Genomic DNA, 15,127 nt, shown 5'->3' with positions numbered 1-15,127 from the left:
AGGGTAGCAATCACATCTTGCGCGGCGCGCTCACGCCGAGAATCGCGAGGCCATTGTGCAGCACCTGCGCGGTGGCGGCGACCAGCGCCAGGCGGGCCAGTTTGACCGGCTCGTCGTCGACCAGGATCCGCTCGGCATCGTAGTAGCTATGGTAGGCCGCGGCCAGCTCGCGCAGGTAGAAGGTGACGTCGTGCGGCGCGAAGTCCTGGGCCGCGGCGGCCAGCATGTTGGGGTACTTGGCCAGCATCAGCAGCAGCGACTGCGCGGCCGGGCTCTCGAGCGGCGAAAGCTCCGCCTGCGCAAGTGCGGACGCGTCCCCGCCCCAGGCCGCCAGCACCGAGCAGATGCGCGCATGGGCGTACTGCACGTAGTAGACGGGGTTGTCGTTGTTCTGCGCCAGCGCAAGGTCGATGTCGAAGGTGTACTCGGTGTCGGGCTTGCGGCTCAGCAGGAAGAAGCGCACCGCGTCGGTGCTGGTCCACTCGATCAGGTCGCGCAGCGTGACATAGCTGCCGGCGCGCTTGCTGATCTTGACCTCCTCGCCGCCGCGCATCACGCGCACCATGGTGTGCAGCACGTAGTCGGGGTAGCCGGGCGGGATGCCGAGCTTGTCGAATTCACTGGCCGCCTGCAGGCCGGCGCGCACGCGCGCGATCGTGCCGTGGTGGTCGGTGCCCTGGATGTTCACCACCTTGTGGAAGCCGCGCTCCCACTTGGCGAGGTGATAGGCGACGTCCGGCACGAAGTAGGTGTAGCTGCCGTCGCTCTTGCGCATCACGCGGTCCTTGTCGTCGCCGTAGTCGGTCGACTTCAGCCACAGCGCGCCGTCCTGCTCGTAGGTCTTGCCGGCCTCGACGAGCTTCTTCACCGTGGCCTCGACCCGGCCGCTGGTGTAGAGGCTGGACTCCAGGTAGTAGTTGTCGAAGCGCACCTGGAAGGCCTTGAGGTCCAGGTCCTGCTCGTGGCGCAGGTAGGCCACGGCGAACTGGCGGATCGAATCGATGTCCTCCACGTCGCCGCTGGCGGTGTATTCGCGGTCGTCCGAGCGCACTGTCTTCTTGGCCTTGAAGTCCTCGGCGATGTCGGCGATGTACTCGCCGTTGTAGGCCTGCTCGGGCCATTGCGGATCGCCCGGCTTGAAGCCCTTGGCGCGCAGCTGGGTGCTGGTGGCCAGGGTCTGGATCTGGACGCCGGCGTCGTTGTAATAGAACTCGCGATACACCCGCGCACCCTGCGTGGCGAGCAGGTTGCAGATGGCGTCGCCCAGCGCAGCCTGGCGGCCGTGGCCCACGTGCAGCGGGCCGGTGGGATTGGCGGAGACGAACTCGACCAGCACGCGTTCGCTCTCGCCTTTGTCCGCCTCGCGGCCGAAGGCCTCGCCGGCGGCGAGCACCTCGCGCACCACTTGCTGCTTGGCCACGGTCTTGAGGCGGATGTTGAGGAAGCCAGGGCCGGCGATCTCGACCGCATCGACCCATTGCTGAAAGGCGGGCGTGGCGCGCAGCGCGGCGCTGATGTCCTCGGCGAGCTCGCGCGGCTTGCGCCCGAGCGGCTTGGCGAGCTGCATCGCGGCCGTGCAGGCGAGGTCGCCATGGGCCGCGACCTTGGGCGATTCGAAGACCGCCTTGGAGCCGGAGCCGGGGGAGAGGGATTCGAGCGTGTTCGCGAGCGCCTCGAGCAGCGCCTGTTTGACCAATAGCATCGCGGGATTTTACCGGGGGCAAACCGGGCCCCCGGGGCAGCGGTCATCCGGCGGTCAGGCGCGCCCGTTAGCATGGGCGGCCCCGGCCGGGGCTGCCTTCACAACCCACCCCGAGGACATCACACCATGAAGAAGCTTCTCCCCCTGATGGCCATGGCCGCCTGTCTTTCCATCGGCGCCGCGCACGCGCAGGACAAGGCCCCGACGGCCCAGCAGAGCAAGATGGCCACCTGCAACAAGGACGCCGCCGACAAGAAAGGCGACGAGCGCAAGGCCTTCATGAAGACCTGCCTCTCGGCCAAGCCGGTGACGCAGCAGGACAAGATGAAGACCTGCAACGCCGACCCGAAGGCCAAGACGCTCAAGGGCGACGAGCGCAAGGCCTTCATGAAGGAATGCCTCTCGGCCAAGCCAGCGGCCTGAGCGTCGCGGCCTTCCCCGATCCAGCCCCGCGGACACTCCGTCGGGGCTTTTTCATTACCTGAGAACGCTGAACAGGTTGTTGAAATCGTCGGTCCACGGCGCCAGGTCCGCGGCCGGCTCGGCTTGCGTGGCGACGCTGCGCACCGGCTCGCGCTGAAGGGCCTGCGCGTCGCTCGCCACCAGCATCCAGATGCTGCGCTCGGCATCGACCGCGGCCGGGTCGTCGTCGATCAACGCGGTGTGCAGGCCGCGCACCTGCGCGAGCTTCGCCACCACGGCATCGAGATCGAGGTAGCGGTTGGACACGTGGAAGGCGATCACGCCGCCGGGTTTCATGTGGCGCAGGTAGATGTCCATGGCCTGCACGGTCAGCAGGTGCGCCGGCACCGAGTCGGCCGAGAAGGCGTCCACGGCCAGCACGTCGAAGCCCTGCGGCGCTTCGCGCTCGAGTGCCAGGCGGGCATCGCCGAGCACGCGCTCGATGCGCGCCTCGCTGTCGCGCAGGTAGCTGAACTCCGTGTCGGCCAGCTCGAAGACGCGCGGGTTGATCTCGTAGATGCGGTAGACATCCCCCGGCCGGCCGTAGGCGGCCAGCGTGCCCGCGCCCAGCCCGATGAGCCCGACCCGCCGCGGGCCGGCCGGCGCCGCCTCGATCGCACGGCCGATGCCCGAGCTGCTGCTGTAGTAGGAGCCCGGCCAGCGGCGGTTCGCGGGCGACAGGTACTGCTCGCCGTGCAGCGTCGCGCCGTGGTAGAGGCGCCGCACCCGGTCGTCGGGCAGGATGCCGGAGTCGACCACCTTCATCGCGCCGTAGAAGTTGCGGTCCATGCGCCTGGCGCGCGCGTCGTCGCGCAGCTCCTCGGCCAGGAACCAGCCGCAGCAGGCGGCCATCGCCAGCGATGCCAGCACCCCCGTGCGCCGGTGCCGCCACACCAGGGCCGCCGCGAGCGCGCACAGCACCAGCCCGATGCCCAGCTCGTAGAAGGTGGGCAGCACATGCGGCGCCACGAGCCCGACCAGCGCGCCGCCGGCCGCACCGCCCAGCGAGAGCATCAGGTAGAAGCGCGTCAGGTAGGCCGATGCCGGCCGCAGGCGTGCCGTTTCGCCGTGCAGGCAGAGGCACAGCAGGAACAGCCCGACCAGGTAGATCGGCAACCCCGTGCGCAGGCTCGAGCCGATGCTGTCCTGCAGGCCGTAGGCGCACAGCGCCAGCATCGCCGCCGTGAGCGGCAGCACCACGGCGCGGCGGTACCAGCGATCGCTCTCGAAGCTCAGGATGAAGGACAGCAGGTACACCGACAGCGGCAGCACCCAGAGGAAGGGCACCGGCGCCACGTTCTGCGTGACGTGGTTGGTCACGGCCAGCAGCAGCCAGGACCCGAGCGCCGGCAGCAGGAGCCATAGAAGCTGGTCGATGACACGCGGCTTCGTGTCCGGGGCGCCCGCCACGGCCGGACCGTCGCCAGCCTGCGTCGCGGCCGGCATCGCCGCCGGCCAGCGCGCCGCGATGTAGATGGCCGTGGCCCCGCACAGCAGCACGAACACGCCATAACCTGCCGACCAAGCCCAGGCCTGCTGCCGCACGGTGCTGTGCGGCTCGATCAGCACCGGATAGCAGAGCAGCGCCGCCAGCGAAGCCAGGTTGGACAGCGAGAAGTAGCGGTACACCTGCGCGCCCCAGGGCGTGCGCGTGATCCACGCCTGCACCAGCGGCCCGGTGGTGGACAGCAGGAAGTACGGCAGCCCGATCGTCGCAACCAGCAGGCCGAGGATGCGCAGCGTCGGCTCCTCGCCGCCGCCGGGCTTCCAGGACGCGTCCGCCAGCACCGGCATGAAGGCCAGGCTCGCCAGCAGCAGCGCGCCGTGCAGCTTTGCCTGCGTGCGCGGCTGCAGTTTGCAGGAGATCCAGTCGGCATAGGCGTAGCCCGCCAGCAGCGCGACCTGGAAGAAGACCATGCAGACCGACCACACGGCCGCCGAGCCGCCGAACCAGGGCAGGATCTGCTTGGCGACCAGCGGCTGCACCAGGAACAGCAGGAAGGCGCCGATGAAGATGGTGCCGGCGAACAGCGCCTTGATCGCCGCCGGCTGCATGTCGCTACCCTCGCGCGCCGAACCCGCGCGCCAGGAACACGGCCACCAGCGGGACCAGCGCGATCACGTGGGCCTGGATCATCACCAGCTTGCGCGTCTTCTTGATCTCGGCCGCATCGGGCAGCGTGCCGCTGGCGCGCACCGCCTTGCGCCAGCGGAAGTACGTGAGCGTGGGAAAGATCGAGAGCACGCCGATGATGATGAAGAGCCCCAGCTTCACGTGCAGCAGCGGATTGGTCCAGTACCAGGCCGTGCCCTTGATGCCCCACCAGGTGCGCGCCAGGCCGGTCAGGAGCACGGCGATGGCCGCGATGCCGTACACCATGTCGACCCGCGCGATGCGCTCGACCGCCGCCGCGTTGAGCCACTCGACGCGGCACAGGGCGGCCTCGCTGGCGATGAAGACCACCATCGTCAGGATGGCCAGGAAATGAACGTACGCAAGGATCGCTTCGAGGGTCATCGGGTTCTTTCCGTTGAAGTCGCGGGCGCAGCGATTGTGCCGCCCCAGAACTCGGGCCGCGCATATTGGGCCTTCAGGAAGTCCAGCCACAGCCGCACCCGCAGCGGCAGGTGCTTGCGCTCGGGAAACACGGCATAGATGCCGTTGGGCGGCGCGGCGAACTCGTCGAGCAGGGGCACCAGCAAGCCGGCGTCGATCTCGGCTTCCACCTCCCAGGTGCTGCGCCAGGCGATGCCGTGGCCGGCCAGGCACCAGTCGTGCAGCACCTGGCCGTCGGAGCAGTCCAGCGGACCGCTTGGCTTCAGGTAGACGACCTCGTGTTCGCCTGCCTCCGTCGGCACGCGAAAGGCCCAGCCGCGGGTTTGCGAGGCGTCGCTGGACAACGTCAGGCAGGCGAAGCGCGCCAGCTCGTCCGGATGCCGAGGCGCGCCGTGCCGGCGGATGAACTCCGGCGTGGCCACGCAGCGGCGGCGGTTGTCCGCCAGCCGCAGGCTGACCAGCGAGGAGTCGGGCAGGTCGCCCACGCGCACCGCGCAGTCGAAGTTCTCGCCGGCCACGTCGATCACGCGGTCGCTGAGATTGAGCGAGATCGTGACCTCCGGATGCAGCGCGTGAAAGCGCGGCACCAGCGGGGCCACATGGCGCCGGCCGAAGCCCGCGGGCGCCGTCACCCGCAGGTGGCCGCTCGCCTTGACGCCACCTGCGCTCACGCTGGCTTCGGCATTGGCAAGCTCGACCAGCAGGCGCTGGCAGTCCTCCAGGAAGGCACTGCCCTCGTGCGTGAGCGTGATGCGGCGCGTCGTGCGCAACAGCAGCTTGACGCCCAGCCGCTCCTCCAGCGCATCGAGGCGCCGGCCCATGATCGCGGGCGCGACGCCCTCGGCCTTGGCGGCGGCCGTGAGGCTGCCGCGGGCGGCAATCGCGACGAAGGATTCGAGCTGCTTCAGGCGGTCCATCGGCCGGGATTATCCGGAGCGGCGCGCGTGCGGGCGTCGCTCGGGCGAAGTGGTGCGCGTGCGCGCGGTCGCGCGCAATTCAGGAAGACACGCGCCCGGCGCGCCGTGTCGACAACAGCGCCCTGAGCTTGGCCGGCGCCACCGGCTTGGTGAGCAGCGTGACGCCGCCCTGGCGCAGGCGCTGCAGCACCTCGGGCCCGGTTGCGCCCGAGACCAGCACGGCCAGCGCGTGGGGCTGCAGGCGGCGTGCGGCCTCGATCACTTCCATGCCGTCCTCGGCGTCGGCCAGCTGCAGGTCGCACAGCAGCACGTCGAAGCGCGTCGAGGGTTCGGCCAGCCGGCGCATCGCCTCGCTGCCGCTGACCATGCACTCCACCTCGCAGTCCCATTGCGTGAGCAGCGCGCGGGTCGCATCGAGGATGGCGGGGTCGTCGTCCACCACCAGGCAGCGCAGCCCGGCCAGCGGAGAGCTGGCCACCGGCTCCGGCGCCGGCGGCGGCACGTCGCGCGGATCGGCACCGGGCAGCTCCAGCGAGAAGGTGCTGCCGGCCTGCAGCGCCGAGCGCAGCCCGATCCGCGTGCCCAGCAGTGCGGCGACGCGGGCGCAGATGGCCAGGCCGAGACCGAAGCCCTGGCGCCGGTCGCGCTCGGTGTTCGCGACCTGGTAGAACTCCTCGAAGATGCGCGCCTGGTGGATCGGCGCGATGCCAACGCCGTTGTCGCGCACCTCGATGCGCACCCGGCCGCCGCGGCGCCGCGCCGCCACCAGCACCGTGCCTTCGATGCCGCTGTGGGTGATCGCATTGCCGACCAGGTTGCCGAGAATGCGCAGCAGCAGTGCCGGGTCGGAGCGCACCGCGAGGCCGCGGTCCCGCCACACCAGCCGCACCTGCGAGGCTGCGGCGCGCGCCGCATGCTGGGCGCCGAGCTGGTCGAACAGCATCGCCAGCGAGACGTTGCCGATGGCCGGCGTCAGTACCTGCGCATCCAGGCGGGAGATCTCGAGCAGGTCGTCGAGCAGCACGCCCATGAACTCGGCGCCTTCCTGCAGCCGCAGCACCGCGGGGCGCTGCGTCGGGCTGGCGGTGGGGAGCAGGCCATCGATGAACAGGCCCATCGCATGCAGCGGCTGGCGCAGGTCGTGGCTGGCCGCGGCCAGGAAGCGGGCGCGCGAGAGCGCGGCCTGCTCGGCCTCGGCCATGCGCTGCAGCGCGACGGCGGTGGCCTCGCGCACCTGTTCCTCGCTTTGCTGCCGGTTGCGCTGCAGGCGCTCGGCCAGGCGATTGATGTCGTGCGCCAGGCCGGCGAGCTCGTGCTGCGCGCGGCGGCCGCGCTTGTCGCCGTCCGCCTGCGCCGCATTGCCCTCGCGAGCGACCACGTTGCATCGCGCGTCGAACCGGCCGGCCTCGAGGGCGGCCACGGTGCGCGAGATGCGGCGCAGCGGCTGCGCGACGGACCGCGCCGTGTGACGCACCCAGGCCCAGGCGGCGATCAGCGCAATCATCGCGATGCCGATGCCCGCCATCAGCGAGCGCGTGCGCTCGTGCGCGTAGGCCGTGGTGTCGCGGAAGGCCTGCACCAGGCCGATGGGCTGCTCGCCGGCGGCGGTCGCCCCCTCGGGCGCGAAGGCGCTGGCCTTCGAGGCTTCGCGCAGCGTCACCGGCGCGGTGAACATGCGCAGCTGACCCATGGGCGCGGCCTTGGAGCCGGCCGTCACGTAGATGCCGGAGCTGTTGCTGATTTCCACCCGCGTCACCTGGCCGCCGCGCAGCGCCGCGTTCGCCACGTTCTGCAGCGCGGGCAGGTCGCCGGCATAGAGGCTCAGGTCGGACATTGCGGCGACCTGGCGCGCCACCGCCTGGCCCTCGGCATCGAAGGCAACTTCCAGCGTGTCGAGACGGCTGTGGGTGAACCAGGCGGTGAGCGCCAGGGCCACTGCCGCGCAGGGCACCACGCCGAGCCGGAACAGGTCGCGCTGCAGGCTGCCGCCGACCTCCACCGCCCGGGCATCGGCGGCGGGTTCGGCGGGGCGTGCGTCAGCGGGCACGGCCAGAGGCGGGCTCGAGGAAATCATCGAGTGGCGGTCACCCGCTCGTTCAGCTCGCGCTCCTCGGGCAGGCGCAGGCCCAGGCCGCGTGCGACGGTCGCGTTGACGCGCACCGTGGAGGGCGTCGCCGCCTCCACCAGCAAGCCGCCTGCAACCGGCCCCATGGCCAGCTTTTGCCCAAGCGCGCGCGCCTGCTGGGCGAGCTGCCCGGGCGTGGAGACCGCGGCCGCGAGCCCGCCGGAACGCACCAGGCCGTCGCTGGTGCCGAACACCGGCAGGCCGGCCGTGGCACCGGCACGCAGCACCGAGAGCGTGGCGGGCTGGCTGTCGCCGATCAGGTCGGGCAGCACCATCAGCGCATCGCTGCGCGACACCAGCGTGCGCAGCACCGATGCCAGCGATTTGGCATCCGGCGCGTATTCGACCTGCAGGTCCCAACCCTGGGCGGCACGCTGCAGCTCGCGCACGATCGGCTCCGACTCGGCAGTCGCCACCACGCCGAGCCGGCGCTTCTGCGGCAGCACGGCGTCGATGAGCGCGAGCTGATCGGCCATCGCCGGCTCGCGCAGCAGCACGCCGACCTGGCGGTCGCCGCGCTTGAGTGCGGGGTTGCCCTTGAGGCTCTCGTAGTCGAGCCGGCTCAGCATCGCGAGCACCAGCGGGTCGTGGCCCGGCCGCTCTATCGCGTTGCGCGCCGCCGCGACGCCGACCGCCATGGTGACGGGCAGATCGACCGGCGGATGGGGGCGCAGGCTGCGGGTGCGCACGCCCGCGTTCGCGCGGTCCTCGCCGCCGGCCGCGACGCGGTCCGCCGCCGTGCCGTCGGCGGGCAGGCGCACCAGCTCGAAGCGGCTGCTCGCGTCCTGCGATTCGCGCAGCAGGCGCACGAATTCCGCGTGGGCCGCGTTGTCGTCGGCCAGCAGCACCGTCAGCCCGGCTGCGTGCGCGCCGGCAGCGAGCAGGGCCGCGCAGGCCGCGCCCGCGATGGCGCGCAGCCCCCGAAGGAGCCAAGAGGAAGGATTCACGAACATGAACTGCACCGGCTGTGGGTGATGCAGCCAATGTACGAAGCCGGCTCTTTCAGCGCGATAAGGCAGAGGGCTTATGTCGGCCCGTGCGAGGGCGCATTGCGCCTACCGACGCGAGGAGTTCGCGGCCTCTCGGCCTATGCCTTATTTCGTATCTCTTCAATCGTTGTCTGACGCACCGCCGCCAGCTGCGCGCCGATGGCCTGCCGCAGCAGCTTGGGCGACACCGGCTTGTAGAGCACGGCCACGCCAGCGCTGGCGACTTCGCGCAGCCGGTCGGGCTTGGTCTCGCCGGTCACCAGCAGGCGCGCGGTCGACGCGCCGATGCCGCGCGGATGGCGCTCCAGCGCGGCCAGCACGTCCAGGCCGTTGTCGCCGCCCTGCAGCAGCAGGTCGCTCACCACCAGGTCGGGCGGGCGATCCCAGGTGTCGGCGAAGGCCAGCGCCTCGCTGCGCGTCTGCGCGGTCATCACCTCCGCGCCCCAGTGGCTGAGCACCACCTGCAGCCCCTCGAGAATGCTGCGCTCGTCGTCGATCACCAGCGCGCGCACCCCGCGCAGGCTGGGCTCTTCGTCGACGGCGGCCGCCCCCGGCACTGCGCCGGGCGCCGGCAGCGCGGCCTCGGCGGCGCGCACCAGGACGCGCACGCAGGTGCCCTTGTGCGGCTTCGAGCTCAGCTCGACCTGCGTGTTCAGCAGCGACGCCAACCGCTGCACGGTGGCCAGGCCCAGGCCCATGCCGCGGGCGTCGCGGCCCTGGCGCGGCTGCGGCTCGACCTGGTAGAACTCCTCGAAGACCCGCGACTGGTGGTGCTCCGCGATGCCGATGCCCGTGTCCACCACGTCGATGCGCACGCTGCGCCCGCGCCGCCGCGCGCCGACCAGCACGCCGCCCTCGGTGGTGTGGCGCAGCGAGTTCGACACCAGGTTGTTGAGGATGCGCGAGAGCATCACGTAGTCGCTGCGCACCCACAGCTCGGTCTTGCGCACCACCAGCCGCAGGTTCTGCTGCTCGGCCACCGGCCGGAAGTTGCGGCTGATCTCGTCGAACAGCTGGTCCAGCGCGAAATCCGCCCACTGCGGCTGCAGCACGCCGGCATCGAGCTGCGAAAGATTGAGCAGCCCCGAGAACAGCCGGTCCAGCGAGTCCACGCATTCGCGGATGTGGCCGATGCGCTGCAGGCGAACCGGGTCGGTCTCGCCGTTGGCCAGGCCGTCGGAGAACAGCGTGAGCGCATGCAGCGGCTGGCGCAGGTCGTGGCTGGCAGCGGCGAGCAGCCGCGTCTTGGCCTGGCTCGCCACTTCGAGCTGCTGGTTCTTGCTGGCCAGCTCGGCGGTGGCCTTGGCGATGCGGCTCTCGAGCAGGGCGCGGCTTTCCGACAGCGCGGCGGCCGCCTCGTTGAAGCCGTGCTGCAGCCGCCGCACCTCCGCCGTGCCCTCGACAGCCACCTGCACTGCCTCGCCGGCGCCCAGCCGGTCCACCGCCTCGCCGAGCGCCCGGATCGGTGCGCTGATGCGGCGCGCCGCCCACCAGCCGGCCAGCCCCACGCCCACGAGGCTGGCCGCCAGCACCAGCACCACGTTGAACCAGACCGACCGCTTCGCCCGCTCCACCGCGTCGAGGCTGATCTCCACCATCACCTTGCCGGCGTGCCGGCCGTCGTCCGCCACGATCGGTGCCACCACCTGCAGGCCCTCGCCGCGGTCGCGGTCCAGCGTCTCGGAGTTGGCCAGGATCTCGCCGTCATCCGACCAGATCTGCACCTGCTGCACGTGCGGCTGGTAGCTGCCGGACTGTGCGGTGCGCTGCAGCGCGCGGCGGTCCATGCGCTGCAGCTGCGACTGGGCCACGGTGGCCACCTGCAGCGCCACCGTCTGCGCGTTGGCGCGCATCAGCTCGGTCACGCTCGTGAGGTGCTGGCGCGTCAGCACCGCGATGGCGCCCAGCGTGGCCACGGTGGCGGGCAGCAGCGCCAGCAGCACCAGCTGCTGGGCCAGCGTCAGGCGCACCAGCAGGCGCAGGGCGCGGAAGGGCCAGCTCATCGCTGGATCAGCCGCGCGCCGGCGTGGCGCCGGGGCTTCGACTGAAGTACATGTCCGGAGGAAAATGTCACGGAATCTGCCAAAGTTGGTTTCTAATTGTGTTCCCGAGAGAACAGCTTTGACCAGCCTGTTGCCGGAGCCCCGAGCCCAACGTGTTCCCCAAGAAGATGCAGGCCCCTGTCCATGCCGCCCACTGGAGTACCTTCGCCTTCGGCTTGGCCGAGCGTGTGCGCATGATGGCACGGTGCCTGTCGGCGCTTGCATGGCGCTGCGTGCTCGCCGCCTTGATGGGCCTGGGCTTCGCGGCCCCGATGCAGACCGCTGCCGCGGCCGACGATGCCGCGTTGCGCTTCGGCATCCTGCCGCTGGGCGGCGCCTTCGAGTCGCGCAACGACTGGGAGCCGCTGCTGGCGGACCTGAGCCGCGCCATCGGCCGGCCGGTGAGCATGCTCTCGGTCAACTCCTACGAGGCGCTCGAGCAGGCCATCCAGCGCGACCAGGTCGACATGGCCTTCCTTTCAGGAAAGATGGCGCTCGACGCCGTGTCCCAGCGCCGCATGAACGTGGTCGCCCAGGTCACGCGGCACGACGGCCTGCCGGGCTACCGTGCCCTGCTGCTCACGCGCAAGACCGGGCCGCGCAGCACGCTCAAGGGCCTGCTGGCCGAGCCCGAGCGCTGGCGCCTGGCCCGTGGCGAGAGCCGGTCGGTCTCGGGCTTCATCGTGCCGCAGCTGCAGCTCTTCCTGCCCAACAACATCGTGATGGAGACCCGCTTCGCGAGCGAGGTGGTCGGCACGCACCAGGCCACAGCGCTCGCCGTCGCCAACGGCGAAGCCGACGTGGCGACCAACAACACCGCCGACTTCGAGCGCTTCAAGCTCCAGTTCCCGGTCGAGGCCGAGCGCCTCCACGTGATCTGGGAATCGGAGCTGATCCCGCATGCGCAGATCGTGGTGCGGCGCGACTACAGCCCCGAGTTCCAGAAGAAGGTGCAGGCCTTCCTGGTCGACTACGCACGCAGCAAGGGCCCGCGCGGCGATGCCGAGCGCGCCGTGCTCAAGTCGCTGCACGACCTTGCGGGCTTCCTGCCGGCCGACAACACCTCGCTGCTGCCGGCCGCCAAGCTGGCCTATCAGCTGGCGCGCCAGAGCGCCATGACCTCGCAGTGGGTCAACGAGGCCGCGCGGCAGGCGCGGCTGCAGCGCATCGAGAGCGGCTATGCCGATCAATTGGCGGCCTTGCGCGGCAGGGCACCCTGAAGCCGGCGTGCGGCGGCGGCCCTTTTTGGCATTGGGCGCGGTGGTGCTGCTCGCCCTGCCTGTGGCCCCATCCTTTGCACAGCGCGTGCGCGCCGAGGCGGCTGCTCCCCTGCGCTTCGGCGTGCTGCCGGTCGGCGGTGCCGTCGAGTCGCGCGAGAGCTGGACGCCGCTGCTGAGGGACCTGGGCCGCGCGCTTGGCCGGCCGGTGAGCGTGCTGTCCGTGAGCTCCTACGAATCGCTTGACCAGGCGATCCGGCGCGGCGAGGTGGACTTCGCCCTCCTGTCTGCGAAGCTGGCACTCGACGCCGTCTCGACGCAGCGGATGAACGTCGTGGCGCAGGTGAAGCGGAACCCCGGCGTGTCCGCGCATCGTGCCGTGCTGCTCACCCGCAAGGCCGCCCCGCCCCGCACGTTGAAGGAGCTGCTCGACTCGCCCGAGCGATGGCGCCTGGCGCACGGCGACAGCCACTCGATCTCGGGCTTCATCGTGCCGCAGCAGGAGCTCTTCCTCCCGCACGGCATCGCCATGGAGCGCTTCCGGAGCGAGCTGGTCGACACCCACCAGGGCACCGCCCTGGCGGTGGCCAACGGCGATGCCGACGTGGCCACCAACAACACCACCGACTTCGAGCGCTTCAAGCTGCAGTTCCCGGTCGAGGCGGCGCGGCTGCAGGTGATCTGGGAATCCGGCCCGACGCCGCCGGCGCTGTTCGTGGTGCGGCGCGACCAGCCGTCGGCGCTGCAGAAGCAGCTGCAGGATTTCCTCGCCGGCTACGGCCAGGCCCGCGGTCCGCGCGGCGATGCCGAGCGCGACGTGCTGAAGCAATTGCACGCGCCCCTGGGGTACCTCGCTCAGGACAACAGTGCGCTGCTGTCGACGGCGGCCCTGGACTATCGGCTCGCCCGGCAGCAAGCGCTCAACGCGAAATGGGTCAGCCGGGCGGCGCGCGAGGCCCGCCTCGAGCGCATCGAGCGCAGCTACGCGCAGCAGGTCGCGGCGCTGCGTGGCGCCGCGCCCTGAGCGGCCGCGGCTGCGCGCCTTCGTTCGCGCAGCAGCTCAACTACCACGAAAGATTTCACGCAGCCACGAGCCGCGTCGCTCGGCCGCGCATTTGATCACCGAAATCTAAAGTTTTCTGACGCGGCTGCCGATATCTGCGGAGGTGCACACCAGAATCCAGCCCGTTCAAAAACCAAGAAGGATCGTCGTGGTGAATGTCAGGGGAGGCTTCGGGTCCGCGGCCCGGAAGCGCGCGCGCGCCCATGGGATGAAGCGCAAGACATGGGTGATGGCATTGCCTGTCGCGCTGGCTACGCTGGCACATGCCCAGACGGCACCGCTGCCCGCGGCGCCCAATCCCTTCGTCGAGGAGCAGCGCCAGCAGGAGCGCGAGCGGGCCTTGCGCCGGCAGCAGGAGCGCACCGTCGACACCCGCCTGCAGACCGACGCACGGCCCGAGGCTCGCCGGCTGCCGAAGGACGAGGCACCGTGCTTTCGCATCGAGCACATCGTGCTGGCCGGCGAGCGCGCCGAGGACTTCCAGTGGGCGCTGGCCGCGGCCGCCGGCGAGGACGGCAGCGACGATCCGCGCGGCCGCTGCCTCGGCCCCGAGGGCATCGACATCGTGATGGCGCGGCTGCAGCAGGCCGTGGTCGCGCGTGGCTACGTCACCACCCGCGTGCTCGTCCCGCCGCAGGAACTGGGCGGGGGCACGCTGGCATTGACGCTGATCCCCGGCCGCATCGCCCGCATCCGGTTCGCCGACGGAAGCGAGGGGCGCACCAGCCTTGCCGCCGCCATTCCCGCGCGTGCCGGCGACCTGGTCGACCTGCGCGACATCGAACAGGGCCTGGAGAACCTCAAGCGCGCGCCCACCGCCGAGGCCGATATCCAGATCGAGCCTTCGACGGCCGCCGGCGCACGCCCCGGCGACAGCGACCTGGTCGTCAAGTACGCGCAGCGCTTTCCGCTGCGCACCACGCTGAGCCTCGACGACGGCGGCACCAAGGCCACCGGCAAGACGCAGGCAGGCGCCACTGTCGCCTGGGACAACCCGCTGGGACTCAACGACCTGTTCTACCTCAGCCTCAACCACGACGCCTTCAACCACCGGGGGCAGGGCACCAGCGGCCAGACCGTGCACTACTCGGTGCCATGGGGCTACTGGCTGGCGAGCGCCACGGCCTCGCAGGGCAAGTACCACCAGACCGTGCACGGCGCGGACCAGGCGTATGTCTACGCGGGCGAGTCGGCCAACGCGGAGCTCAAGCTTTCGCGCCTGGTCTATCGCGACCAGCGCCGCAAGACCACGCTCGCCCTGCGCGGCTTCCGTCGCAGCGCGCACAACTTCGTGGAGGACGTCGAGATCCCGGTGCAGCGGCGCGCCACCGCGGGCTGGGAGCTGGGCCTGGCGCACCGCGAGTTCATCGGCGCGGCCACGCTCGATGCCAACCTGGCCTGGCGGCGCGGCACCGGCGCCTTCGGTGCACTGCATGCGCCGGAAGAGCAACACGGGGATGGCACCTCGCGCTTCCGGATCGTCACCGCCGAGCTCGGCCTGAACGCGCCCTTCGCGCTCGGCGCGCAGAAGCTGCGCTATTCCGGCCTGTGGCGCGCGCAGTGGAGCCGCAGCGCGCTCACACCGCAGGACCGCTTCTCGATCGGCGGGCGCTACACCGTGCGCGGCTTCGACGGCGAGTCGAGCCTGATGGGCGATCGTGGCTGGCTGCTGCGCAACGACATCGGCTGGGCGCTCGGCGCGAGCGGCGCAGAGCTCTACCTCGGCATCGATCACGGGCAGGTCGGAGGCCCCTCCGCCCGGCAGCTGGAGACGCGCCACCTGAGCGGAGGCGTGATCGGGCTGCGCGGCGCATGGAAGGGGCTGAACTACGACTTCTTCGTCGGCGCGCCCATCGCCAAGCCCGAAGGCTTCCGCACGGCCGGCACCACGGCGGGATTCAACCTGAACTACAGCTTCTGACGGCAGAAGGAAGAACATGAACAAGCACCTTCACAGGGTCGTCTTCAACGCCGCACGCGGCATGCGCATGGTGGTGCAGGAGACGGCCAGGAGCGCGGGCAAGGCCACCGGGGCGACGTCGGCCGTGCTGGC

The 15,127-nt window shown here is 70.9% G+C and carries 12 protein-coding genes; 5 read left to right on the top strand and 7 right to left on the bottom strand.

Annotated elements, in window-relative coordinates:
- Positions 1-10: 10 nt before the first annotated feature.
- A complete protein-coding gene (argS, locus tag ACMGEZ_RS21815; RefSeq protein WP_436824366.1) occupies positions 11-1,702 on the bottom strand; it encodes an arginine--tRNA ligase in 1,692 nt (563 codons plus the stop codon).
- 126 nt (positions 1,703-1,828) lie between these two features.
- Here argS and ACMGEZ_RS21810 point away from each other — a divergent pair, with 126 nt between their 5' ends.
- The gene (locus ACMGEZ_RS21810) at positions 1,829-2,125 is read left to right on the top strand and encodes a PsiF family protein (protein ID WP_436824365.1); all 297 of its coding nucleotides are present in this window, start codon (positions 1,829-1,831) and stop codon (positions 2,123-2,125) included.
- A 54-nt stretch (positions 2,126-2,179) separates the two neighbouring features.
- Here ACMGEZ_RS21810 and ACMGEZ_RS21805 read toward each other — a convergent pair whose 3' ends face one another.
- From ACMGEZ_RS21805 to ACMGEZ_RS21780, 6 genes are all read right to left on the bottom strand, one after another.
- Entirely contained in the window at positions 2,180-4,219 is a 2,040-nt protein-coding gene (locus tag ACMGEZ_RS21805) for a spermidine synthase (RefSeq protein WP_436824364.1), read from the bottom strand.
- 4 nt (positions 4,220-4,223) lie between these two features.
- On the bottom strand, positions 4,224-4,682 hold the full coding sequence (locus ACMGEZ_RS21800) for a DUF2214 family protein (protein WP_436824363.1): 459 nt from the start codon (positions 4,680-4,682) through the stop codon (positions 4,224-4,226).
- Complete coding sequence (locus ACMGEZ_RS21795; protein WP_436824362.1) at positions 4,679-5,638, bottom strand: LysR family transcriptional regulator; 960 nt, start codon at positions 5,636-5,638, stop codon at positions 4,679-4,681. Before ACMGEZ_RS21795 ends, ACMGEZ_RS21800 begins: the two co-directional genes overlap by 4 nt.
- Positions 5,639-5,717: 79 nt before the next feature.
- Positions 5,718-7,712, bottom strand: a complete 1,995-nt coding sequence (locus tag ACMGEZ_RS21790; protein ID WP_436824361.1) for an ATP-binding response regulator — start codon at positions 7,710-7,712, stop codon at positions 5,718-5,720.
- Positions 7,709-8,716 carry an ABC transporter substrate-binding protein gene (locus tag ACMGEZ_RS21785; protein WP_436824360.1) on the bottom strand — a complete coding sequence of 336 codons (1,008 nt, stop codon included), beginning with the start codon at positions 8,714-8,716 and terminating at the stop codon, positions 7,709-7,711. Before ACMGEZ_RS21785 ends, ACMGEZ_RS21790 begins: the two co-directional genes overlap by 4 nt.
- Before the next feature lie 134 nt (positions 8,717-8,850).
- Complete coding sequence (locus tag ACMGEZ_RS21780) at positions 8,851-10,755, bottom strand: ATP-binding response regulator (RefSeq protein ID WP_436824359.1); 1,905 nt, start codon at positions 10,753-10,755, stop codon at positions 8,851-8,853.
- Positions 10,756-10,991: 236 nt separating this feature from the next.
- On the opposite strand from ACMGEZ_RS21780, the gene phnD reads away from it, so the two are divergent.
- The 4 genes from phnD to ACMGEZ_RS21760 form a co-directional block, all read left to right on the top strand.
- Positions 10,992-12,014: a phosphate/phosphite/phosphonate ABC transporter substrate-binding protein gene (phnD, locus tag ACMGEZ_RS21775; protein WP_436824481.1), complete on the top strand. Its 1,023-nt coding sequence runs from the start codon at positions 10,992-10,994 to the stop codon at positions 12,012-12,014.
- Positions 11,974-13,035, top strand: coding sequence for a phosphate/phosphite/phosphonate ABC transporter substrate-binding protein (locus tag ACMGEZ_RS21770; RefSeq protein WP_436824358.1), 1,062 nt, complete (start codon positions 11,974-11,976; stop codon positions 13,033-13,035). The genes phnD and ACMGEZ_RS21770 overlap by 41 nt, the downstream gene beginning before the upstream one ends.
- Before the next feature lie 268 nt (positions 13,036-13,303).
- Complete coding sequence (locus tag ACMGEZ_RS21765) at positions 13,304-14,995, top strand: ShlB/FhaC/HecB family hemolysin secretion/activation protein (RefSeq protein ID WP_436824357.1); 1,692 nt, start codon at positions 13,304-13,306, stop codon at positions 14,993-14,995.
- Between the two features lie 16 nt (positions 14,996-15,011).
- On the top strand, positions 15,012-15,127 hold a 116-nt coding region (locus ACMGEZ_RS21760), incomplete at its 3' end, for an ESPR-type extended signal peptide-containing protein (RefSeq protein ID WP_436824480.1).

This window comes from Variovorax stachyos, from assembly GCF_051400855.1.
Classification (GTDB): domain Bacteria; phylum Pseudomonadota; class Gammaproteobacteria; order Burkholderiales; family Burkholderiaceae_C; genus Variovorax.
The sequence above is the reverse complement of the archived record's forward strand: the minus strand, read 5'-3'. Positions and strand labels throughout refer to the sequence as shown.